The organism is Devosia crocina, assembly GCF_900116545.1.
GTDB classification, from domain to species: Bacteria; Pseudomonadota; Alphaproteobacteria; order Rhizobiales; family Devosiaceae; genus Devosia; species Devosia crocina.
On sequence record NZ_FPCK01000001.1, the window covers coordinates 1,628,200 to 1,649,001 of the forward strand.

General features: G+C 59.1%; 26 protein-coding genes. 11 read left to right on the forward strand and 15 right to left on the reverse strand.

The annotated features are described in order from the left end of the window. The 11 genes from BM364_RS07855 to BM364_RS07915 form a co-directional block, all read right to left on the reverse strand. Window positions 1-867, reverse strand: coding sequence for a hypothetical protein (locus BM364_RS07855; RefSeq protein ID WP_092423067.1), 867 nt, complete (start codon window positions 865-867; stop codon window positions 1-3). Between the two features lie 21 nt (window positions 868-888). Beyond that, the gene (locus tag BM364_RS07860) at window positions 889-1,314 is read right to left on the reverse strand and encodes a hypothetical protein (protein ID WP_139232542.1); all 426 of its coding nucleotides are present in this window, start codon (window positions 1,312-1,314) and stop codon (window positions 889-891) included. Between the two features lie 10 nt (window positions 1,315-1,324). Then, window positions 1,325-1,543: a hypothetical protein gene (locus tag BM364_RS18195; RefSeq protein ID WP_139232543.1), complete on the reverse strand. Its 219-nt coding sequence runs from the start codon at window positions 1,541-1,543 to the stop codon at window positions 1,325-1,327. Window positions 1,544-1,594: 51 nt separating this feature from the next. Then, window positions 1,595-1,939 (reverse strand): hypothetical protein, encoded by a 345-nt coding sequence (locus tag BM364_RS07870; RefSeq protein WP_139232544.1) that lies wholly within the window; start codon window positions 1,937-1,939, stop codon window positions 1,595-1,597. Between the two features lie 570 nt (window positions 1,940-2,509). Then, window positions 2,510-2,722: a hypothetical protein gene (locus BM364_RS07880; protein ID WP_244542793.1), complete on the reverse strand. Its 213-nt coding sequence runs from the start codon at window positions 2,720-2,722 to the stop codon at window positions 2,510-2,512. Window positions 2,723-3,076: 354 nt separating this feature from the next. Further along, complete coding sequence (locus BM364_RS07890) at window positions 3,077-3,373, reverse strand: DUF6074 family protein (protein ID WP_092423081.1); 297 nt, start codon at window positions 3,371-3,373, stop codon at window positions 3,077-3,079. After that, on the reverse strand, window positions 3,366-4,091 hold the full coding sequence (locus BM364_RS07895; protein ID WP_092423083.1) for a hypothetical protein: 726 nt from the start codon (window positions 4,089-4,091) through the stop codon (window positions 3,366-3,368). The genes BM364_RS07890 and BM364_RS07895 overlap by 8 nt, the downstream gene beginning before the upstream one ends. Beyond that, entirely contained in the window at window positions 4,088-4,285 is a 198-nt protein-coding gene (locus tag BM364_RS07900; protein ID WP_092423085.1) for a hypothetical protein, read from the reverse strand. The genes BM364_RS07895 and BM364_RS07900 overlap by 4 nt, the downstream gene beginning before the upstream one ends. Then, a complete protein-coding gene (locus tag BM364_RS07905; protein WP_092423087.1) occupies window positions 4,282-4,473 on the reverse strand; it encodes a helix-turn-helix domain-containing protein in 192 nt (63 codons plus the stop codon). The genes BM364_RS07900 and BM364_RS07905 overlap by 4 nt, the downstream gene beginning before the upstream one ends. Then, a complete protein-coding gene (locus tag BM364_RS07910) occupies window positions 4,470-4,832 on the reverse strand; it encodes a hypothetical protein (RefSeq protein ID WP_092423089.1) in 363 nt (120 codons plus the stop codon). Before BM364_RS07910 ends, BM364_RS07905 begins: the two co-directional genes overlap by 4 nt. Before the next feature lie 33 nt (window positions 4,833-4,865). After that, window positions 4,866-5,054: an Arc family DNA-binding protein gene (locus BM364_RS07915; RefSeq protein ID WP_092423091.1), complete on the reverse strand. Its 189-nt coding sequence runs from the start codon at window positions 5,052-5,054 to the stop codon at window positions 4,866-4,868. Window positions 5,055-5,153: 99 nt separating this feature from the next. Here BM364_RS07915 and BM364_RS07920 point away from each other — a divergent pair, with 99 nt between their 5' ends. From BM364_RS07920 to BM364_RS07940, 6 genes are all read left to right on the forward strand, one after another. Beyond that, complete coding sequence (locus BM364_RS07920) at window positions 5,154-5,507, forward strand: Arc family DNA-binding protein (RefSeq protein WP_244542794.1); 354 nt, start codon at window positions 5,154-5,156, stop codon at window positions 5,505-5,507. 23 nt (window positions 5,508-5,530) lie between these two features. Beyond that, window positions 5,531-5,719: a hypothetical protein gene (locus BM364_RS07925; protein WP_092423093.1), complete on the forward strand. Its 189-nt coding sequence runs from the start codon at window positions 5,531-5,533 to the stop codon at window positions 5,717-5,719. Further along, a complete protein-coding gene (locus BM364_RS18200; protein WP_139232545.1) occupies window positions 5,716-6,051 on the forward strand; it encodes a Rap1a/Tai family immunity protein in 336 nt (111 codons plus the stop codon). The genes BM364_RS07925 and BM364_RS18200 overlap by 4 nt, the downstream gene beginning before the upstream one ends. A gap of 9 nt (window positions 6,052-6,060) precedes the next feature. Then, window positions 6,061-7,293: a tyrosine-type recombinase/integrase gene (locus tag BM364_RS07930; RefSeq protein WP_092423095.1), complete on the forward strand. Its 1,233-nt coding sequence runs from the start codon at window positions 6,061-6,063 to the stop codon at window positions 7,291-7,293. Window positions 7,294-7,576: 283 nt separating this feature from the next. Further along, window positions 7,577-9,010: a DUF7125 family protein gene (locus BM364_RS07935; protein WP_244542795.1), complete on the forward strand. Its 1,434-nt coding sequence runs from the start codon at window positions 7,577-7,579 to the stop codon at window positions 9,008-9,010. 35 nt (window positions 9,011-9,045) lie between these two features. Next, window positions 9,046-9,405 carry a response regulator gene (locus BM364_RS07940; RefSeq protein WP_092423097.1) on the forward strand — a complete coding sequence of 120 codons (360 nt, stop codon included), beginning with the start codon at window positions 9,046-9,048 and terminating at the stop codon, window positions 9,403-9,405. A gap of 264 nt (window positions 9,406-9,669) precedes the next feature. Here BM364_RS07940 and BM364_RS07945 read toward each other — a convergent pair whose 3' ends face one another. Beyond that, window positions 9,670-10,584: a lytic transglycosylase domain-containing protein gene (locus tag BM364_RS07945; protein WP_092423099.1), complete on the reverse strand. Its 915-nt coding sequence runs from the start codon at window positions 10,582-10,584 to the stop codon at window positions 9,670-9,672. 148 nt (window positions 10,585-10,732) lie between these two features. Between BM364_RS07945 and BM364_RS07950 the strand changes: the two genes are divergently transcribed. The 5 genes from BM364_RS07950 to BM364_RS07970 all read left to right on the forward strand — a co-directional run bounded on the left by BM364_RS07950 (window position 10,733) and on the right by BM364_RS07970 (window position 15,484). Then, complete coding sequence (locus BM364_RS07950; RefSeq protein WP_092423101.1) at window positions 10,733-11,086, forward strand: SPW repeat domain-containing protein; 354 nt, start codon at window positions 10,733-10,735, stop codon at window positions 11,084-11,086. Window positions 11,087-11,122: 36 nt separating this feature from the next. After that, window positions 11,123-11,251 carry a hypothetical protein gene (locus tag BM364_RS18780; RefSeq protein WP_280140634.1) on the forward strand — a complete coding sequence of 43 codons (129 nt, stop codon included), beginning with the start codon at window positions 11,123-11,125 and terminating at the stop codon, window positions 11,249-11,251. Between the two features lie 919 nt (window positions 11,252-12,170). Then, entirely contained in the window at window positions 12,171-13,766 is a 1,596-nt protein-coding gene (locus BM364_RS07960; protein ID WP_139232546.1) for a hypothetical protein, read from the forward strand. Window positions 13,767-13,889: 123 nt separating this feature from the next. Further along, window positions 13,890-14,747: an SDR family oxidoreductase gene (locus BM364_RS07965; protein WP_092423107.1), complete on the forward strand. Its 858-nt coding sequence runs from the start codon at window positions 13,890-13,892 to the stop codon at window positions 14,745-14,747. Window positions 14,748-14,758: 11 nt separating this feature from the next. Beyond that, entirely contained in the window at window positions 14,759-15,484 is a 726-nt protein-coding gene (locus tag BM364_RS07970) for a DUF4336 domain-containing protein (RefSeq protein ID WP_092423109.1), read from the forward strand. Between the two features lie 87 nt (window positions 15,485-15,571). Here BM364_RS07970 and treZ read toward each other — a convergent pair whose 3' ends face one another. The 3 genes from treZ to BM364_RS07985 form a co-directional block, all read right to left on the reverse strand. Further along, complete coding sequence (gene treZ / locus BM364_RS07975) at window positions 15,572-17,398, reverse strand: malto-oligosyltrehalose trehalohydrolase (RefSeq protein WP_092423111.1); 1,827 nt, start codon at window positions 17,396-17,398, stop codon at window positions 15,572-15,574. Between the two features lie 171 nt (window positions 17,399-17,569). Further along, a complete protein-coding gene (gene fdhD, locus BM364_RS07980; RefSeq protein ID WP_244542796.1) occupies window positions 17,570-18,478 on the reverse strand; it encodes a formate dehydrogenase accessory sulfurtransferase FdhD in 909 nt (302 codons plus the stop codon). After that, on the reverse strand, window positions 18,475-20,778 hold the full coding sequence (locus BM364_RS07985) for an FdhF/YdeP family oxidoreductase (RefSeq protein WP_092423115.1): 2,304 nt from the start codon (window positions 20,776-20,778) through the stop codon (window positions 18,475-18,477). Before BM364_RS07985 ends, fdhD begins: the two co-directional genes overlap by 4 nt. Between the last annotated feature and the right edge of the window lie 24 nt (window positions 20,779-20,802).

Consider the following 20,802-nt stretch of genomic DNA (forward strand, 5'->3'; position numbering starts at 1 on the left):
TCACTCGCTGTAACCGATGCTGGACGAGAAGGAGCTGAGGGGCTGGCTTGTGCCCGGAGAGGAGCCTTGGCGGCCAACCCGATACTCGTAGTCGGCGGCGCTCATTGGGGCGCCCGCGGCGGTTCCAATTGTGTCCCGATCGATACCTGCCGTGAGGTCAGCTTCACGGTGTTGTGCTGTGAGCGAGTTGTACATATCCACCAGGCGATCGTGGCGGCGCTCGGCACCGTCGAGAAGGCCAGATGCTCTGCCGGCGTTATCATGCCGCGTCATAGGCAGTTCATCTGCGCGGGCGTCTCCACCGAAAGCGCCATACGAGCTCGGGAGATCAAGGATAAAGTTGCCGAACGAGCCGACTCTCACGACGCCCGGATGCTGAAGATTAAAAGCCTGAGCTGCTACAAAAAGCAGTTGTGCAGCTTGCAGTTCGAGCGCTTTTCTGGCCTCCGTCAGTTTCGTTTCCCAAGGTACAAGGGCTTTGCCGAGGGCAGTCTGTGCCGCGTTGATCGCGGCGTCAGCCACTTCAAGCTCTTCCAGCAAGACCTTCCGCCGACCGGGCGCCAACTCTAACGCTTCCTTGGCGTCTGCCAGTTCGCGCTTGGCGCTGGCCAGATCCTCCGCTTCCACCTTGCCAACATCGAACTTCGCTTGAAGCTCGGTAACGACTTTCTGCTGATCTCGGATCCGCTGATGATAATTCTGAGCGTGAGATTCCCGGACTTTCTCTGCCACGAAGTCGAAGCGGTCATTCGCGGTTTTCAGCGCGGCAAGTTGAGCGGACACGCCGGGATCGGCGGCAAGTACTTCAGTCAAAGCGATATACGCGGGGAAGCTCGCCGCCGGGGAGGTGGTGCGTTTATTGGCCATAGGATTTCCTTTCGGTTTTAGTTATCGAGCGGCGAGCCAGACGATACGCTGAAAGCTTCGGATCTCGTCGTCCAGGTCATCTCGCATCAGTTCAGTGGTTGCGCGCGCCTCAGCGGCGCGACGAAAATGTTGCAGTGCGGCACGAAGCTCGGATGCCCGACGATCCAAAATTGTGCCCGCGGCGGTGAACTGAAAAAGGCCCTCCTTGTGCTCCCCGCGCGGCAAGCGGCTTACCGCAAGATCGTTGGCGAAGGCGCGAAGACACAAATCAGCGCGCTCGACTAGCTCGATGTCATCCGAGGTCATTCGCTTGCTCTTGACCGCGCCAGCCTTTTCGCTCGGACGAGGCGTCGGCTTGGCGGTCAAACTACTTTTGTCGCCAGGCAACTCCACCCCTTCTTCACGGCAGATCACGCGGTTCTTTGCGAGGGTAAAATCGTACGGCACGCAGGTGTCCTCAGGCCGCGCTAGGCGGTTGTTGTGGCCGGCTCTGGTCATCCCGTGCCAACATGAAGGCGGCTTTAGCCTGGTCGGCGCTGAGGTCACTTTCAAAGGCCAGCACCTCGGCCAACTGGGGGAATCCCGCCTGTCTGCCGTCGGCGATGATGTCGCGGATGCGGTCGCGTTCTTCTACAAATTCTTCGGGGGAAAGCTGATATGCGTCGGATTTAGTCAATTCGTGGCCTTTCTAGCCGCCATGGGCGACCATTGATGGTGCTTCTGAATTTCAGATGCCCCAGGCGAGGCGCCAGGAAGCCGTAAGCTCGTTCAGCAGTTTCATTGTCTGACGCTGAAGCTCACGATCGGCGATAGCGCGCACCGCGTCTTGCGGGCCTTTGTAAAGAAGGTCGAAAAACTCATCCTCGGACTTGCCCTTAAGCGCTGCTGGCGTCGGTAGCGTCTCGAGGATCGGCAGCAGCGCCTTGATAGCGAGCAGTTGGACCGCAGCTTTTTGGGGGCCGAGCTGAGGCTTCGGTGACCGGACGTGCATGGGGGCCAGTTCAGGGACCGACATGTTGGCAAGGTGATCTGCGAGAGCGTCAAACGAAGACGCTGTGGGGGTGGTTGGCATGTTTGTTCTCCTATGCCGCCCTCGGCGGCGGCTGATTGATGTGAGACAGGGGCAAGTTCGTCAGCCGATGCAGAGCTTCCGCCCTATCTCGTGCTCAAGTCCGCGACAGGCCCGCTCATAGGCATCAGGTGCGGCATCCAACCTGCCGGATCCGTTCAGGTCGGCGAGGTGAGCGCGAGCGGTCGAGCAAATGGGATCCTGGGCATTCCGGGCAGCGGCAATAAGCTTCGTTCGCCGCGCGAGGAGATCGAGCGCCGCGTCACGCGCTTCTTCAAACTCGCGAATTGCCGCTGAGAGCTTAGATGGGCGGGCACGCCTGGGGACGCTGATCGCGACCTCGTAGGCTCGCCGGCCGGGGCGGAAATCTATGGCATCCATCTCAGCGCCCCGTAACGGTAAACGTGCGCGGCTTACCCGCTTGAGGCACCCGCGGCGGCCTGCCGGCGTCGTGGGAGAACTCCACGTCAGCGCCGTGATCAGGCGCGGGAACAGCGCAGGCGGCCTTGAACGCATCCTGTGCGATATCGCGCCGGTGGGGAGAACTAGAGCGGACGGCGATAGGCCTGGTGCTCATCGGGCGGCGCCCATCTGGTCCAGATCGCCGGGTTCGAAGACGCCGGCGAACTTGATGCCGCGCTGCGCAAGGCGTTCTGCAGCGGCAGTCAGCACGAACTCGTTGACGGACATGCCGGCGCGGTTTGCTTCATCGAAAATTGCATCTCGGAGTCCGGCGGTAACGCGGCCTCCGCGGAGGGTCAAAGGGGTAAGTTCTGTAGGTGCCATGATCAGCTCCATTGTTGGAATGATCTTGGCTTGCTTCAGCCTCGCGAGGCAGAGGCGCTGGGTGGAAACACGCGCCGGTTCACGCCGCTAATCCTAGGAAATGCAAGTGCCGCATCACCTCTGGGGCGCTTCGGCGACCCTCCCTCAGGAGCTCGAGCGCCCGCCAATCCTCAGCAATGACCATCTGGAGCCCAGGAAGCGAGACTCGGTATGGACCGCCCCCGCCAGGCCGGCTGCCAATGCCATGCTTGCGACACCAATCGCGGATCGTTTTCGGATCCTTGCCAGCCAGGTGAGCGGCCTGCTTCAGGCCAATGATGTCGTCAGGGGCCATGAGGACACATGCGGGAAGGATCATGCGGCGCCTCCCGGCCGATGACGAAAATCTCGACGCCATAGCTCGAAGTTTACAGCCTGAGTGAAGCGATCAAGCTGTCGGTCTATCTGGTGCTCGTCAAGACCCATTGCCTTGAGGCTCTTGGCCAACGATCGAAGCTCCCGGTCAAAGCACCTTTGCAAGCGGTCTTGAGTTTGTCGTTTCTCTAAAAGATCGACGACATGCCGGATCCTGGTCCGGTTACGATCCTGCGGAAAAGCAAGCACGACGGCGGGTGATGGTTGCCACGAGAGCAGGTCGAGTTGCTCAGCCATTCTGACGCTCCGGCTTTGTCGCAACTTTGGTCGAGCACCCGTCAGATGTCGCAACTTTGGTCGAGCACCCTTCTTCCTTATTAAAAGAATCTGTGGTCGACCAAGTTTGCGACATTTTGGGCTGTTTCCCATTCCTCTCCCAGGTGCGGCGGCACTTGTAGCCGTCGGCAAGCCAAGGCTGCTGAGCAGTGATAGAATTCGCCCTAGAAATCGAGCCGCGCTTGGCTCGCCGTTGACGATTGATCCGCTCTTTTGGTGTTTCGTCGCAAGCTTCAATCAGCCTGCGCACCTTGTACTCCTCTCTTTCAGCCGCAGTTAGCTGGATCATTTCTCCCAGAGATACAGCATCAATCATCGGGATGCCGGCCGCCTTAGCGGCGGCGGCTTCTAGCGCTACCCGTTCCATGAAAGGTTCAGGGAGTGGAACACCAATCTTGGAAGCGTGACGTGCCACGCTTGCTAGTGAGACTTCAGCATCACACCGTATCGAAACCCAGGCCACCGCCCTTGCCCAGCCATCAAAGCTCCCAACAGCATGTCCCTGGCGTGTGCGGCCGTTATAGACGGCCTTGAGATAGTTCCGTAATTCAAGGCCTATCGTCTCTTCAGGATTATGCAGCAGAGTATCGTCCGCTGCCGTTCCCGAGTACACAGACCGAACGACAGCGCGGGCGTGGCCCGCGTCGTCACGTGTAGCCAAGAAGGTGCGCTGCCTCATAGCTTGGCCAGCCCTTCTGAACTGTCTCGATGCATCTCGAACAAGATGCGCCGGGCGTGTTCTAGGGTGATAGCTTGACAGATATAGGCGTCCGTAGGGCCGAACACCTCGTGCCGATCTTTGGCACGACTGTGGATGACGCCGATCTTTTGCGTTCCCGAGCTGACGGTTTCGCTACGCGGGGTGAAGGTCATGCCGCCACCCCCGCGAAAAAGGCCTCGAGCGCCTTGCGGCTTGCCACCCAGCGGTTGCCGACCTGCTTACAGCAAGGCAGGGCACCGGATTCTAGCATGTGATAGGTCTTGCGGACCGAGCACCCGAGTACCTTCCCGATCGCGGCAGCGCCCCAAATGAGGTCGAGGTTTTCTTGCGCGTTTGTCATTGCCCCGCGCTCCGGCTGACCTTCACACCGAAGGGGTTTTCAAAGGGCAGGACGTCGTAGGATTCCCGAATAGCGATGTCGCGCTCGACCTCTTCGTCCTCATTCGCCATCTCGCGATTGTCGAACTCCATTGCAATCGCGAAAATCTCTTCGTCCATCCGCTGAAGGTGTTGAGTTGCCCAGGCCCGGACTTGTTCGCCGCCTGCGCCGCTGAAGGCGCGAAAGCGAGTAGCTTGAAGATTGAGGATCTGCCGAACGGCCAGCAGGGTTTTGTTGGCCTCGAGCAATTCGGTAGTTGTGAGCATGTCGAGTGTGACACCGCCAGCGGGCGTGCTATGTAGTGCGTGCATTTGGTTCATCCTAGATGTGGAGTTCCGCCTTGCCGGGCGGGCTCAATGGGCCGGAGCGGCAACAGCCGCTTCGGCCTTTTTCGTGTGAGGCAGCGCTTGCTCAAGCAGCACAAGAATTTCAGCGTTCAGCGACCGTCGATTTTCTCTAGCGCTTAATCGCAGGCGGTCGCGTAACTCGCTTGGGATGCGAAGGCTAAAGCCCTCCACATTTTTGTTCCGGTCAGTATCCAAGAATCAGTCTCCTATATGGCCTAAGGCCAATATGGCCTAAGGCCGACATTGAAACAAGGTCATTTATGGCCTATTGCCATATCAACCTGGAGGTGTAGCTTGGTTCAAGAGTCGGAAAGTAGGGTTCTGGACAAGGTCATAGTCAGGCTACCCGATGGGATGCGGGATCAGCTAAAAGCAGCTGCTTCAGAGGTTGGCCGCTCTATGAACGCGGAGATTGTTGCAAGACTCGAGGCCTCATTCGAGATCGATGAAGCCGGTGGCAAGCAGGGTTTCATGATGGGTGAGCTCTCCGCACAAATCGCAAACTCAATTTCCATGTTGAAGGCCGAGATCTCGCGCATGAGCAATTCGCTCGAGATGCTCACTGAGGAGAACAAGTTTCTGAGGGAAGAGCTTTCTGCAATGTACCGCCAAGCTAGTGAGCACCGACGAAGCGAGGACGGCTATTGATAGCTCAGCGAGCAGACGCGCTGATGAAACAAAGCGACCTCACCTCCATCCTGAAGGGCGCTGCGGCCGCAGGTTTTCAGATGCCGATTATCGTCACTGCAGGCGAGGTTCGATTCATTCCAGTCAACGCGACGCCGAAGATAAAGCCTCTCAGCGAGCTGGAGATATGGAAGGCGAAGCGCGACGCGCGGCGCAGAAAAGAGCAACAATGAGCGTCCTGAAACGCTGCCTGGCTACGACGGTGCTAATCGCCGCGCTCGCCTCATCAGCAATGGCACAGAGCCGGGTTGTGTATATCACTGGCAATGAGCTGAAGGAGATGTGCCGGGTCGATCAGGCAAGTTGCGGCGGCTACATCATAGGAATCGCCGATGCGCTCGAAGCCACTGCCTGGCCAGCTAAACGGTCATGCCGACCAAGAGGCGTCGAAGCATCGCAGATAATCGACCTCGCCATTGAAACGCTTCGGAAAAAACCTGCCGAGCGGCACCGTCCAGCGTTTGACTTGATCGCTGACGAGGTGATCGCTCAATGGCCGTGCTGAGGATGAAACATGTCCGTTCGTAAACGCACCTGGACCACGCCTAGAGGTGTCGAGAAGACTGCATGGGCGGTCGACTACCGCGACGGCAATGGCGTACGCCGGCTCAAGACATTCCCCACCAAGAAGGCCGCAGACAGCTTTGCCGCCACCGCCCATGTGGAGGTTAGGGAAGGGCTTCACGTTGCCGATAGCGCCAGCGCGACTGTGAGCCAGGCAGGCAAGCTATGGCTATCTGCGGCCACCGCCTCCGGCCTTGAGCGGTCCTCTGTTCAAGATTACGAGCGGACCTTCAGGCTTCATATCGAGCCGCTGATCGGTAACTTGCGCCTTACGACATTGAACACGCCGCGCCTGCGAGCCTTCACCGACGAGCTGCGAGACTCGGGCCGATCTGCCTCCATGACCCGTCGGGTGATGACGACGCTGGGCACCATGCTTGCCGATGCGCAGGAGCGTGGTCTGGTGGTGCGCAATGCCGTAAGGGACATGACCGGGCGCCGCGCCACCGAGAGCCGTCAGGAGAAGCGCCAGAAGGGCCGGTTAAAGGTTGGGACGGATATTCCCAGCCTTGAGGACATAAAGGCGCTGGCTGGCTCGCTACAGGGCCGCTGGAGGCCTTTGATTATCACTGCGGTGTTCACCGGCCTCCGGGCTTCAGAACTTCGCGGACTGCGATGGAAGGACATCGACTTTGAGCGGCGCGAACTCCGCGTTCATCAGCGCGCCGATCGGTTCAATGCCATCGGCAAGCCTAAGTCAGTCACCGGAGAGCGCACCATCCCCCTGCCCCCACTGGTGGCGAACACGTTACGGGAATGGAAGCTGACATGCCCGCGGCTGGACAGCGGCAAGGTCGACCCTAGCGGCAAAAAGGTCATGGTGCTCGACCTCGTGTTCCCCAATGGCCAGGGCAAGGTTGAGGCATTGGGAAACATCCTCAAGCGAGGGCTTCACCCGGCATGGATCGCGGCCGGCGTAACAGTGGAGACGGGAGAGGTCGATGCCGACGGCAAGCCGATCCTTGGTCCGCGATACACCGGCATGCACTGCCTCCGCCATTGGTTTGCGAGCTGGTGCATCAATCGAAAAGAGGATGGAGGGCTGGCCCTTCCCCCGAAGGTGGTCCAAGACCGACTTGGGCACTCCACCATAGCATTGACGATGGACCGTTACGGGCACTTGTTCCCGAGAGGCGATGACGGGGCGGAAATGGCTGCAGCCGAAGCATTCGTGCTCCGCTAGATGCGACACGGACGCAACATGGAGGGCAAAATTCCCCGCATTACGGGGCCCTGCCCCTCATTTGTAATCAGGGGGTCGCGGGTTCGAACCCTGCTGCCGGCACCAGTTCCACATATCGTCGTTGCCTTGCTGAGTGACTCATGCAGCAGGAGCTGTGCGCTTCCCATTAGCGGCTAATCCTGTCGGCTCAGAGCGCCGGCTTTGCTAAATGGCCATTTTGCCCATAGGAAATCGCAGGTGCCTGTCTTACGGTGCGCCGAACTAGAATCTCTCAGGCGAAATTGTGACCGAGTATCTCCCACGAATCGCAGCGGGCATTCCCGGCCTAGATGCAGTCCTTGGCGGCGGCTTCGTTGATGGCGCATCCTATATCCTTCAGGGTCAGCCAGGCGCGGGCAAGACGATCCTTGCCAATCAGATTGCCTTCGAAGCGCTCAGGGCCGGCCGAAAGGTGCTGTACATCACCCTTTTGGCAGAGACGCACGACCGCCTCTTCCAATCGCTCAGCACCTTGGACTTCTTTGACAAGGAGCGGCTCGGAAACGGCATCGTCTATCTCAGCGTCTTTCAGACTCTGAAGGACGAGGGACTTTCTGCTGTCGTCTCGCTTCTGCGGCAGGAAACGCGCCGGCAACAGGCTACACTGCTGATATTCGATGGCCTCTTGAACGCCCGGGACCGAGCGGAAACGGACATCGACGTCAAGACTTTCGTGGCGGAAGTGCAGAGCCAGGCTGCCTTCGTTGGATGCACCGTTCTTTTCCTGACAAGTGCTCGCCTGGCCGATCAGAGTCCGGAACACACCATGGTCGATGGTGTCATCGAGCTATACGATGAACTGGTCGGCATGCGGTCGGCGCGTCGGCTCCAGGTTCGCAAGTCTCGCGGGAGCGGTGCGCTCGGCGGCTATCATCAATTCGAGATCACTAGCAGCGGTATCTGCATCTATCCCCGGCTCGAGTCCAGTCTGTCCCACCCATCCATTCCAGACATGCCTTCTGCCAAGCGCATCTCGACTGGCATCGAAGGCTTGGATGAGCTGTTTCTGGGCGGTATCCCGAGCGGCTCTGTCACTCTCCTTCTCGGATCTTCAGGCAGCGGTAAGACCTCGCTCGGGCTTGATTTCCTGAGCGAAAGTTCCGCAGCAGAACCTGGCATGCTGTTTGGGTTCTACGAGACTCCTGAGCGCCTCCTGATCAAGGCGGATGCTCTAGGCATCTCCCTGCGGGAACAAGTGGAACAAGGCGCTGTCTATATGCGCTGGCAGCCGCTAACGGAAAACCTGATCGACAAGCTTGGCCATCGCCTGCTTGAAGAAGTCCGGGCGCGCGGGATCAAGCGCCTCGTGATCGACGCACTTGCTGGCTTCGAGCGCGCTTGCCTCTATTCTCCAAGGCTTATCGAGTTCTTCGCAGCGCTCTGCAACGAGTTGCGGGCGCTTGATGTCACCACCATCGTCACCTGGGAAAAAGACAGCAGCGCCGGTTCCGGTGCACCCGGACCAGAGCTGTATAGCCTTATCGACAATCTGGTCACGCTTAGACAGGTGCCGCGCCGTTCCGGAGTCACACGCTCCATCGCTTTGCTTAAGGTCAGGGACGGAGCCTTCGAGCCCGCACTGCATGAATTTGTCATAGGAACCACTGGCCTGAAGGTCGCGTTCCCCGTGGATTATCCATCCAATTCGCTCTCGATCAGTGAAAATTCGGGGCTCTGAGCTATCTTGACGACGTTCCGGTTTCGCCCACCGCCATGGCAATAATTGTAATTGCAGAAGACGAATATCTGCTTGCCACAATGCTTGAGGCCATTCTCGAAGACGAGAACCACGAGGTGCGCATGGCGCCTCATGGGGTAGCGGCACTCAAGCTTGTGCGCGCGCATAAGCCTGACCTCTTGATCACCGACTTCATGATGCCCTTGATGACTGGCCTTGAGCTTGCCCAAGCGGTGCGGGAAGACCCGGAGATTAGCGCAATACCGATTCTTTTGGTCAGTGGAGCGCAAGGTTCGATCGGCCGCGCGCATCCCGAGGCCTTCGATGCAGTGCTGGACAAGCCCTATGACCCCGCCAGGTTGGTGGCCGCCGTGAACGAGCTGCTTTCGGACTAGCAGGGCCAGCTACGTTTCACCGTAGGAGCTTACGGTGCTATCTTCCGCACGGCCGCAGATCACATCGATGCCCGTCGCGATCTCATTTCCTGATCCAGTACATCGTCAAGTTGCGGCATGCTGGATCAGCTTCGCAAAGCTTCGGCGGACCAAGTCTGACGCCAAACACAATCCATCGGCGCTGCGCGTACCCCGATCTCAACGACTGCATCGCCGCCCGCAACGATCGCTTCTACGCGCAAGGGCCAGATCCCTCGTGCGGAATTATGGTGCATTCTTCTGCACGATGCAGTTTCCACCGGCGCGGACCAGCTGCTGGCAGAGTTCTCGCGCCTCTTCCTGACTCTGCCTGCCCACCATGGCCGAAAAGCGCATGCGATTGCCGAAGCTGGGGTTGCGCACGCTGATCATCATCAATTGCTCGTTGCCAAGAATGCTTGCGAAGCGCTGTTGTGCAGAGTGGAACCTGTCTTGGGCAAGGTTGGCCGTAGCGCTTTGACCAAGAAGCACGCCCCATGGCTGCCAGTGGGCAGGGCTGGCAACGAGATTGGGCGTACTGACCGATATAGCCATGTCCAGGCAGGCAGACTGGAAATCCAGTTCCTTGTCCAGGGTATAGTCTACATCGCCGACATTGTCTGCAAGCCACTGGTCGACAGGATAGCCGGTGATGATCATCACGTAGTTGCGTGTCTCGGCGGGCAGCGCACCTCCGCCTCGCGCGACATAGCCGCTCATCCGCCCTTCCCCGCCATTATACGCTGCGGCAGCCAAGCCGAGATTGCCGTACTTTATCTCAAGGAACCGCAGATACTCCGCAGACCGCGCCATCGCTTCGGCCGGATCGAAAGGATCGGCAAGGCCGCGCAGCCTTGCGGTTGTGGGCATGAATTGCGCGATGCCCTGAGCACCCGCAGGGCTTAAGGCTGCAGGATCGAACCGACTTTCCTGCCAGATGAGCCTTGCAAAGAACCCAACGGGCAAGCCCCAATGTGTGGCAAATGCCTCGATAGCGGCACATGTATCGGCTCGGTAGCTTGCTTGCTCGATGCAGATTTCCTTACCGTCGAGGTCAAAACATGTCCGCCCCTCAGCCTCTTCCGCGAGTACCGGCGATGACACGGCGATAGCAAGCCAGAGCAGCGAACTGACCAAGGCAGCGCAGACAGAATTTATCATATCCGCAGCTAAGCACCATCAGCTTGCCCCAGCAAGGCCGCTGCAGCCCCACCTAACCGAGGCAATCGCCGGAACGGGAAACATGGGAGATCATTGGCGTGCCGTGGCGCAAGGATTGGCTAGCGCTGGAAGTTCAGAGGATGCCGCCATGATCCCGACGCGAACGCACGCGGTTCTCGATTATCTAACCGGAGCACTGCTGATCGTTGCACCTTACCTTTTCGGCTTTGCCGACGGTACGATCGCCCAATGGCTGCCGATGCTGCTCGGCACTGTCACCATCGTGATGAGTTTGATAACTCGGTACGAGCTCAGTTTCTCCAAGATCATCCCGCTCAATGTTCATCTCGCCATAGACATTGCGAGCGGTGTGTTGCTGGCCACGTCTCCTTGGCTTTTAGGCTTCGCTGATCGGATCTGGTGGCCGCACCTGTTGGTAGGGCTCACTGAGATCATCGTGCCCACGCTCACGCGCCGGACACCTACAGGGTCTTTGGCTTGATATGCGCTCGCTAGAACGAGTCTGAAAGGATTGACTATGGTCGATCACAGAAATGACCGAAAGATTGGCCGAATTATTGTCGGGGCGTTTGTGCTGCTTCTGGCACTTGCCATAGCATATGTGCTGGTCAGTCAGAGCGGCGTAGTGCCGGGGGACAGCCGGTAGGCGGGGATGCTGGGACCCCCACCACGCAAACGGCACCTGCAAATTCCTAGCACACTCCTGAAGAAGGATAACTCAAGGCGTCCTGAAAGCTTGTGCTGTCAGAAATCTCGTATCAGATGGCCTGATGAGATTTCTTCGCGCCTTTGTCGTCTTGGGCATACCTCTGCTTGTCGCCGCGGCGGCAGGGTTGTTCCTCTTACTGTGGATCATGGGAGCCTCGGCCGTTCAGGGCGAGGGCCCATCCCTTGGATATAGCGTCGGGCTAGTGGCACTGTTTTCCTACCCTGCGGCTTGTCAGGTCTTCATAATCGCCTGGGCAATATGTCAGTGGCAGAGGTGGCGGATAGCACAGGTCTTTGTTCGTCTGATGTGGGTCAGCCTGATCTTTTTTGCTGCCGCCATGGCCTACGCGCTCTATCTTCTGAGCCCATATCTAGCGACATAATGCAGCCGTATGGCTCTTTGCCCCGAACTCGGCGTCTGGTTTCTTTGACAGTGCGCACCAAGATCAGACTCGCTTCCGTCGTCTCATGGATGAAACGAGGAGCTACACCATGCGCATCTTCCGAGTTCCATTAGGGGTCTGTCTGGCAACACTTTCCTTTGGCGTGGCTGCAGGTGAGCCGCCTTCGGACACACGGCGGCTCTCGATCGGGAGCACTGGCGTGATGTGCACGGTGGCGCCATGTCCATGGCGGGGCATAATCGACCTTGATGACACCGACCGTGATCCGATCCGGCCCTTGTGGAGCGGAGAAACGTTACCTGTCTTGGTCGCAACGCCCGATCACGCGCGGGAGATCGAAGCAGCGTGGGAAGATCGGAGATGTCTTGAGATCGAGGGCGCGATCCTTGCGTCCGGCGAGCCACCCTCGGTTCGCGTTGATCGGATCATCGGAGCTTGCGCATGAGAACGAGCTTGGCGACGTTGGTTTTCTGCCTTCTCGCATGCGGTTGCGCCAGCGCTGATGAAGTCGAGGATCTGAGCCGTCATATCGGTAAGGCCGTTGCTGCATTCGAAGCCGCTTCGCATTACCAGGAGCAATGCGACAGGCTCGACGCGGCAAGCGTATCCCAGCGAAGAGATATTCTGGCCGATTGGCGGTACGGCAACGATCAGGCTGATTATGATCGTGTGATGTCTGGCCTTACTAGGCAAATTCCGGAGCTCCAAGAACAGCTCGAATCACAAAGCGCTGCGCTTGCAGAGACCATCTCCAGGGATCTGCAACGCGATACTGCACAGTGCGATAAACTCGATGAGGTACTCTCTGATGAACAATTCGCCGTTCGCTCGAGCGTGCGGGAATTGCTCTCGCTCACACGCAAGTTGGGGATCGACATACCAGATCGTCCGGAGATGGTGCCTCTAGTCAAAACGTTGGAGGAGACAGAAATATTGCCGCTTGCAACACTCTCGGCACGGCTGGAAATCCAGATGGCCCAGATTGGCAGCAAGGAGGGTGCTCGCGAGTTGCGCAATCTGCGAGCCGCGCGCGAAGAGCACGCGGAAGCTCGGCTTGAAGCAGATGGCGTACAGATCCTGTTCGGCCGCGTGACGGAAGACGACGAGTTGCGGGAGTGGCGCGATGACATGCAATCGGCTTTCAAGGCTAGATGCAGATCGTTTTCAGAAGATGCGCATGAGGCGCGCATGGCTGCATCCGTGGGACAGGATATGGTCCTCGTGGGCCTGCCGCGCGGCGTCGTAGATAGTACAGAGGGTGGGACCGTTACCCTCAATAATTGCAGCCTCTTCACCCTGGAGGAGACTGGACGGCCGATGGTCCAGGAAGAGGATAGTGCTGGACTCATGCTGCGTCCGCTGGAGTTCAGCGAGGCTTACGCCGGTCCCGCCGCAGGCATCGCGCTAAACGATGTAGATCGCCTCATCTACGATGCGAGCTTCGACACACGCCTCGATGGCTTCGGCAATGGATATGTCGATAGGCAGGAGGACCTTTATGTGCTTCTGCGTGATGGCACCGCCTATCTGCATCAATGGAGTTTCCCCTTCACTGACCTCGCGGTCACCCTGTCGCAACATCGGGAACCGGATCGTTGGTTCACCTGGGCCGAGCGCGATGGGAAAATAACGTTGACCTCGACTGGTGGTGTCAACTCAGGCGCTGAACACATCATCGAGACGCCACACCGCCTCGTTCCTTTCGATGCGCAGCTGCTCGATGCGGAGTATTATTATCTGCAGGTGGGCATGGGCGGGGCCCGGCAGGACCGGCGCTTCGCGTTCTCTGAGGACGGAGCGGTGCGATACAGCCGCGGCGGCTTCGTTGCCGGCAATTTGGGCACCAGCTATATCATTGTGTCAGGCGAAGATGATCCCGACACACTGGCGCGATATCGGATCGAGGACTTCACGCTGATCCTTGAAAATGATGGTGAAGTGGAGCGCCTTTTCCTCGCCCGCCCTGAGAGCACCGATAGGAAGAGGCCGGACACTCTCGTCATCGAAGGCACTGCTTATTGGCTCGATGACGAGGCGGGAGGAGAATGAACAGGGGGGAGGAAGCGCGGCGGAGCCACATTCGTGGAGGTCGGCTGAACTCTTTGCATAAGCTAGTTAGCCGAACGATCGGGCGCGGCAGGCGTTGGTCATGGGCAAACTCAGGAGTGTCCCGTGTCGCAATTCCCCAAGCCCCCTTTTCCTGAACAGCCACAAGCCATCCCAGGCAGCACCGCAAAAATGGATCCGGTGCCCGATCATGGCGAGGCGAGCTACAAAGGCAGCGGTCGCCTTGCGGGCAAGAAGGCGCTGATCACCGGTGGTGATTCCGGCATCGGGCGCGCCGTAGCAATCGCATTTGCGCGCGAAGGCGCCGATGTCGCCATTTCATATCTCAACGAAGACGACGATGCCGAAGACACCCGCCGGAATATCGAAGAGGCTGGCAGAAAATGCGTTCTCATCCCCGGCGACATCTCGGACCGTGAACACTGCCGCGAGTTGGTCCGCCAAACCGCCGACGCTTTCGGCGGCATCGACATTCTGGTCAACAATGCAGCGCACCAAAACACATTCGACTCGCTCGAGGAGATCCCGGACGAGGAGTGGGAAGTGACCATGGCGACCAACATCTCGGCGATGTTCTACATCACCAAGGCTGCGGTGGCGCACATGAAGGAGGGTGCCTCGATCATCAACACCTCCTCCGTCAACGCGGACAGCCCCAGCCCTGCCCTTTTGGCCTACGCGACCACCAAGGGCGCCATTCAGAACTTCACCGCTGGCCTCGCACAGATGCTCGCAGAGAAAGGCATACGGGCCAACACGGTTGCCCCCGGCCCCGTTTGGACGCCACTTATTCCTTCCACTATGCCAGATGAGAAGGTGAAGAATTTCGGCAAGCAGGTCCCGATGGAGCGGCCGGCGCAACCCCGCGAATTGGCACCGGTTTATGTCATGTTGGCGAGCGATGAATCGAGCTACGTTTCGGGGGCCACGATCGCCGTGACGGGCGGCAAACCCATCATCTGACCGGTCCCGCCATGACTGAGGTCACTTACCCACCGCTCGGTTTGCCCAAGCGTGTCGCGGAGGACGTCTGGGTTGTCGATGGCGGCCACGAAGTAGCTGGCGCTCCGCTGCCCGTACGCATGACTGTGCTGCGACTTCCCGACGGATCGCTGCTGCTTCATTCACCCACCCGCCACACGCCGCAAACGCAAGCCGCGCTCGAAGAGCTCGGACGCATCGGCCATGTGGTCGCGCCCAATACGGTCCACTGGGCTTATGTGCAGGGCTGGCAAGCGCAGCTTGCCAGCGCGACATATTGGTCCGTTCCCGGCTTGCGGAAACGCCGGGCGGTGGTGAAATCGGCCCTCAGGCTCGACCACGATCTTCCCGGCAAGGTGCAGCAAGCATGGGGAGGTGCTGTCGATTGCATTCTCGTTCGTGGGATGGGTATCACGGAAGCCGCCCTGTTTCATCGTCCTTCCAGAACGCTCGTTCTGACGGATCTCGTGGTCAATGTGGAACAGGACAAATTGCCAGGGCTGCTCTCGTTCGGAGCGCGTCTGGTTGGGTCCGTGGCTCCCCACGGCAAAGCTCCGATCTATGTGCGTATGGCCTTCCGGATGGGCGGCGAGGAAGCGAAAGCTGCTGCTCGCCGGATTATCGAACTGGAACCTGAGCGCGTGATCTTCTCCCATGGGCGCTGGTTCGATACCGGCGCGGCGCAAAAGCTCAAGGAGTCGCTCAGATGGCTGACGTGATGAGTGGCTAGAATATCGAAGATCCTATGCTCAGTAGGCTCGCTTTTTCCGGCCCAAAGGTGGCGGTATGCCGCCACCTCGCCAACGCTAATCCGGCTTCTTGAGATGGAAAACTGCGCTCCAGCCACCAAGCGTATCGCCGCTTGCTGACCCCTCCAGCCAGAGGTGATCGCTGCCCCGAACGTCGACCCCTTCGATCGGCTCGTCAGAGAGATTGGCGATCAGCGAGAGCTCGCTGCCGTCTCCCATCAGCCAACACACGCGCACAGCCTTGTCGGTCAGAAGCTCGAAACGTCCATTGTAGCCGCTCATGCCGTATAGCCGTGGTATGATCTCCTTCTTGCGCAAAGCGATGAGCCGACGGTAGATCGACAGGAAGCGCGCGTGTTCACCCTCGACACGATCAGCCCAATCGAGCTTGCACGATAGAAATGTTTCCTTTGCCATTGGGTCAGGTGGCACGCCCTGCCCCTCACGTCTTGGGAAACTCGCCATCTCCTCCTCGCGGCCCCTGCGAATGGCATCTGCCAGATCATCGCCGACATCGGAGAAGAACTGGAATGGTTGCTTGGCACCCCATTCCTCGCCCATGAACAGCATGGGGATTTGTGGCGACAGCAGGTAGATGGCGGCCCAAAGGCGCACGCGGGCCTCATCAACAAGATGGCTTATGCGCTCACCAAAGGGCCTGTTGCCGATCTGATCGTGGTTTTGCGCGTAGGACACAAAGGCCGTAGGGGGAAGAAAAGCACTTGGCTCTCCTTTCTCCCGCCCTTCATGCTCCATGCGTTCACCCTGCCAGCCGAGCCCTTCGGCGAGGGAGCGTCCGACGAGATCGGTCCGGCCATCAAAATCTGCATAATACCAGAACGTCTCGCCAGTCAGGGCTGTGTGGAGGCTGTGGTGGATATCGTCGCTCCACTGCGCTTCGTAGAGCCAGGGAGCACCATCGTCGCGGCGCTTGAGCCAACCCGCCTGGTTGTCCGCATTCTCGGCCACAAGATGGATATAGCGGCCATCCGTGGAGGCCCGGATTTGTTCTGCGAGGTCCTGCAAAAGATGGCGCGGACCGAAGTCCCGGATCTCGTGTACAGCATCGAAGCGCAGGCCATCGAAGCGATATTCGTTCAGCCAGTACCGCGCATTGGCAAACACGAAATCCCGGATGACGGCAGACCCCTCAGCATCGAAGTTGACCGCAGGGCCCCAGGGTGTCTGGTGTTCTGCATTCATCAGGGGAGCATAGACACCAAGATAGTTCCCCTTTGGTCCGAAGTGATTATAGACCACGTCGAGGAAAACGCTGAGCCCCTTGCCATGGGCTGCATCGACCAAAGCCTTAAGGTCCTCAGGACTGCCATAGGTATGATCCGGCGAAAACAGGTGTGCGCCATCATAGCCCCAGTTCCAGCGGCCTGCGAAATCTGCAATGGGCATGATCTCGATAGCGGTGACCCCGAGCTCCAACAGCGTATCGAGTTTGTCTATGGCTGCCCGAAACGTTCCTTCTGGGGTGAAGGTGCCGATGTGTATCTCATAGATAATGGTCTCTTCCCAAGGCTGGCCCCGCCAGCCGCCGTCCTGCCAGGCGTAGTTGCGCGGGTCTATGATCTCGCTGGGGCCATCGACATCTTCCGGCTGAAAGCGTGAGGCCGGATCTGGCACCTCCTGGCCATTTTCGAGTACGAAGCGATAGCGCATACCGGGCCGGGCTTCTTCCACCTCGACCTCGTACCATCCCCGGGCAGCGGCGGTCATGGGAACGGTCATTTCAAGATCGTAGATCTTGAGCGACACAGCCTCCGAGAACGGCGCCCACAGCCGGAAGCGGACGCCGTCAGAAAGCATCTGCGTACCGAACTTGGTTTCCTGCTCCCGCTGCAAACCAACACGTCTAAAGGAAATCTCATTCATCTCGTCGCCCCTTATAGAGAACGGGCATAGGTCAGCAGACCGGCCTCGGCATCCACAAAGGTTAATAAGCGAGGCTAATCGCCGAGCACCGACCGCAAAAGCTGCGCCATCGTGCTGCGAGAAAAGGATGAAGGACGATCCCTCAGGGGAGTTAATGCTGCGACGGTACGGTCAACCCACAGGAAGATAACGAGGGCGATCCGGCATTGCATCTGGAACATCGCCGGCCAGAGGCGACGGAGCGCGGGCATCTGCTGGTGAGGCTTCGCGAGCCGGGGCACATCCCACGATCCGTTGCGCGTGAGAGAAAACCTCAAACCCGTCGTCTCGTGCAATGCCGACAAGCGTAATGCCTGCAGCTTCGGCGGCCTCGATGCTGCGATGTGTAGGAACCGACACCGCAGCCATGATCGGAAAGCCGGCAATGGCAGCCTTTTGAACCAGATCGACCGATACCCTGCTGGTCAGAAGCAACACCTCTGGCACGATCCTGGCACTCGCCATGGCGCCGGCAAGCTTATCGAGCGCATTGTGCCGCCCAACATCTTCGCGAACCAGCACATGGCCTTCATTTCGGCTCCAGGCCGCCGCAGCGTGAACGCCGCGTGTGGCAGCGTTCAGGACCTGTAGGTCGCGGAGGTCAGTCATGGCGCGTCGTATACTGGAACCGCTGACGGCAAGATCAGCTTCCACTTTTGGAAGCGCGCGCAGGGCCTGGTTAAGGCTTTCGATTCCGCAGAGGCCGCAACCGGTGGGTCCCACCATATGCCTTCGGCGTGCGAGAAGTGCCTGCGCGCAGGGCTCGGCAATCCAGTGGCGTACTTCTATGCCGTTATCGTGCTTGATGACTTCGCTGCGCTCGACTTCCGCAGGGGAGGAGATGATCTGCTCGCTCAGGAGATAGCCAAGCCCGAAATCAGCGAGGTCAGCTGGCGTTGCCATCATCACCGAAAGCGTCGTGCCATTGCAGACGATCGCCACGGGCTCTTCCTCGGGAACTGCCCGCTGATGAAGTGAAGCAAACTCCTGCACCCGCAAGGGCCGGACGTCACGGGCAACAGCAAAGCCGCTCGACATCATCTGGCTTCGCCGCCAGACTTCAGCACCCGCACCGGCACGGACTTAGCTGCGGGCACGAAGCTCCTTTGCGCGTGCTGGTACAGTGGAATAAGAGCGTTGGCCTCAGGGTAATAGGCGCCGATACATCCTTCCGGAATATTGTAGCGGACTACTTTGAAGCCATGCATGCGCCGATCGACGGTGTCGTCGGCGACCGTCTGCATGCCAATCACCTCGCCCTCGGACAAACCGAAACGATCTATATCACTCTCGTTCATCAGCACCACCATGCGCGTGCCTTCGATGCCGCGGAACCTGTCGTCATAGCCATAGACGGTGGTGTTGAACTGGTCGTTGCTCCGGAGGGTAATCAGGCGCAGCACGTTCTTGTCCGTGCCAGGATCGAAGCTGGCATGGAGCGCCTGCGGCAATTTGAAGTTGGCTTTCCCGTTATCGGTTTTCCAGATCCGTTCGCGCGCGGGGATCGGTCGTCCGAAGCCACCGGGCTCGTTTATGCGTTCGTTGAAGCGAGCGAACATATCGGGAAAGGTCGCGGCAATAGCGTCGCGAACAAGGGCGTAATCTGCCACCCAGGCGTCCCAATCGACGCTTGCTGCTTCACCCACGCTGGCCTTGGCCAGTTCAGCCACGACCCACGGTTCAGAGCGCAGGGTTTCGCTCGCCGGCTCACGCATGCCACGCGACTTGTGAAAGACCCCCGTGGAGTCCTCCATCGTCACCAGCTGCTCGCCACTCGCCTGCCGGTCGATCTCGATGCGTCCCAGGCATGGCAGCAGATAGGCGACATCGCCGCAGAACAGATGCGAGCGGTTGAGCTTGGTCGCGATCTGGACCGTCAGCCGCATGCGCGGCCAATTGCGCTCCATCACATCGCGGTCCGGAATGGCACGGAGGAAGTTGCCGCCCAGCCCGATGAATGCATCGACATCCCCATCGACGATCGCTTCGCAGGCTTCGACGGTGTTGAGGCCCTTCTCTCGCGGCGGCTCGAAGTGGTAGAGCTCGGCCAGTTTGTCGAGCGGCACGAGTTCAGGTTTCTCGGCGATGCCGACCGTACGTTGGCCCTGCACGTTCGAGTGCCCGCGTACGGGACAAATTCCGGCACCCAACTTGCCTATATTGCCGCGCAACAACAGCAGATTGACAAGCATCTGCACGGTATCGATGCCCAATTTGTGCTGAGTGAGCCCCATGCCGTAGATGCCGATGACATTTTCCGCCTTGGCATAAATGCCGGCGACGACCTCCAGGTCTTTACGCGATACGCCGCCTTCACGCTCGATGTCAGCCCAGCTCTGCTGACGGATATAAGCTTCGAAATGGGCCAGCCCGGCTGTGTGTTCTTCAATGAACGCAGTGTCGAAAACGGAGGGCCGCCCCTTCTCCTGCGCCTTGTCATCAAGGTCGAATAGCGCCTTGCAAATACCTGCAATGACAGCGATATCGCCGCCCGCGCGCACCTGATGATAGAGCGTGCTGATCTTGGTTTCGTTCGGCGTCAGCATCTGAACGGGATTTTGTGGATCGACGAAGCGTTCGAGCCCGCGTTCGCGCAGGGGATTGAACGTGATGATGGTTGCGCCCCGGTCTACCGCGTCCTTGAGCTGATGCAGCATGCGCGGACTGTTGGAGCCGACATTCTGTCCGAAAAAGAAAATTGTGCTGGCCGCTTCGAAGTCTTCGAGACGCACGGTGCCGATAGGGACGCCGATCGATTCCGGCAGCGCAACCGAGGTCGTCTCGTGGCACATATTGGAGCTGTCGGGCAGGTTATTGTTGCCGTATATCCGCGCAAACAGCTGGTACATATAGGCGGTCTCGAGCGAAGCCCGGCCTGACGTGTAGAAAACAGCACGCTTTGGGTCTCGGGCGCGGATGCCAATGAGCTCCTGGCCGATGTCACGTATGGCTTCCGACCAGTCCACCGCCTCGTACCGGTCAGTCTGCCGGTTGTACCGCATGGGATGAGTGAGCCGGCCCTCGTTCTCGAGATCATGGTCGCTCCAGTTTCGCAGCTCAGTCAGGGTATGTTGGGCAAAAAACTCAGGGGTAGTGCGCGCGTGGGTAATTTCGAAAAACGTTGCCTTGGCGCCATTCTCGCAAAACTCCGCAGGATGCGGCGGCTGCGGCTTGGCCCAAGCACAGCTGACACACATGAAGCCATCTTGCTTGTTCTGCTTGGCGAGCTCTGCGGCAGCACTCGGCACGCCCTGCTTGATCATGTGCCGCGTCACCGACTTGGCCGAGCCCCAGCCGCCGGCAGGACCCTTGTAGGGCTTGAAGTTCTCTTTGCGGGACATGGCCACCTCCGGTCTGGTGACCAA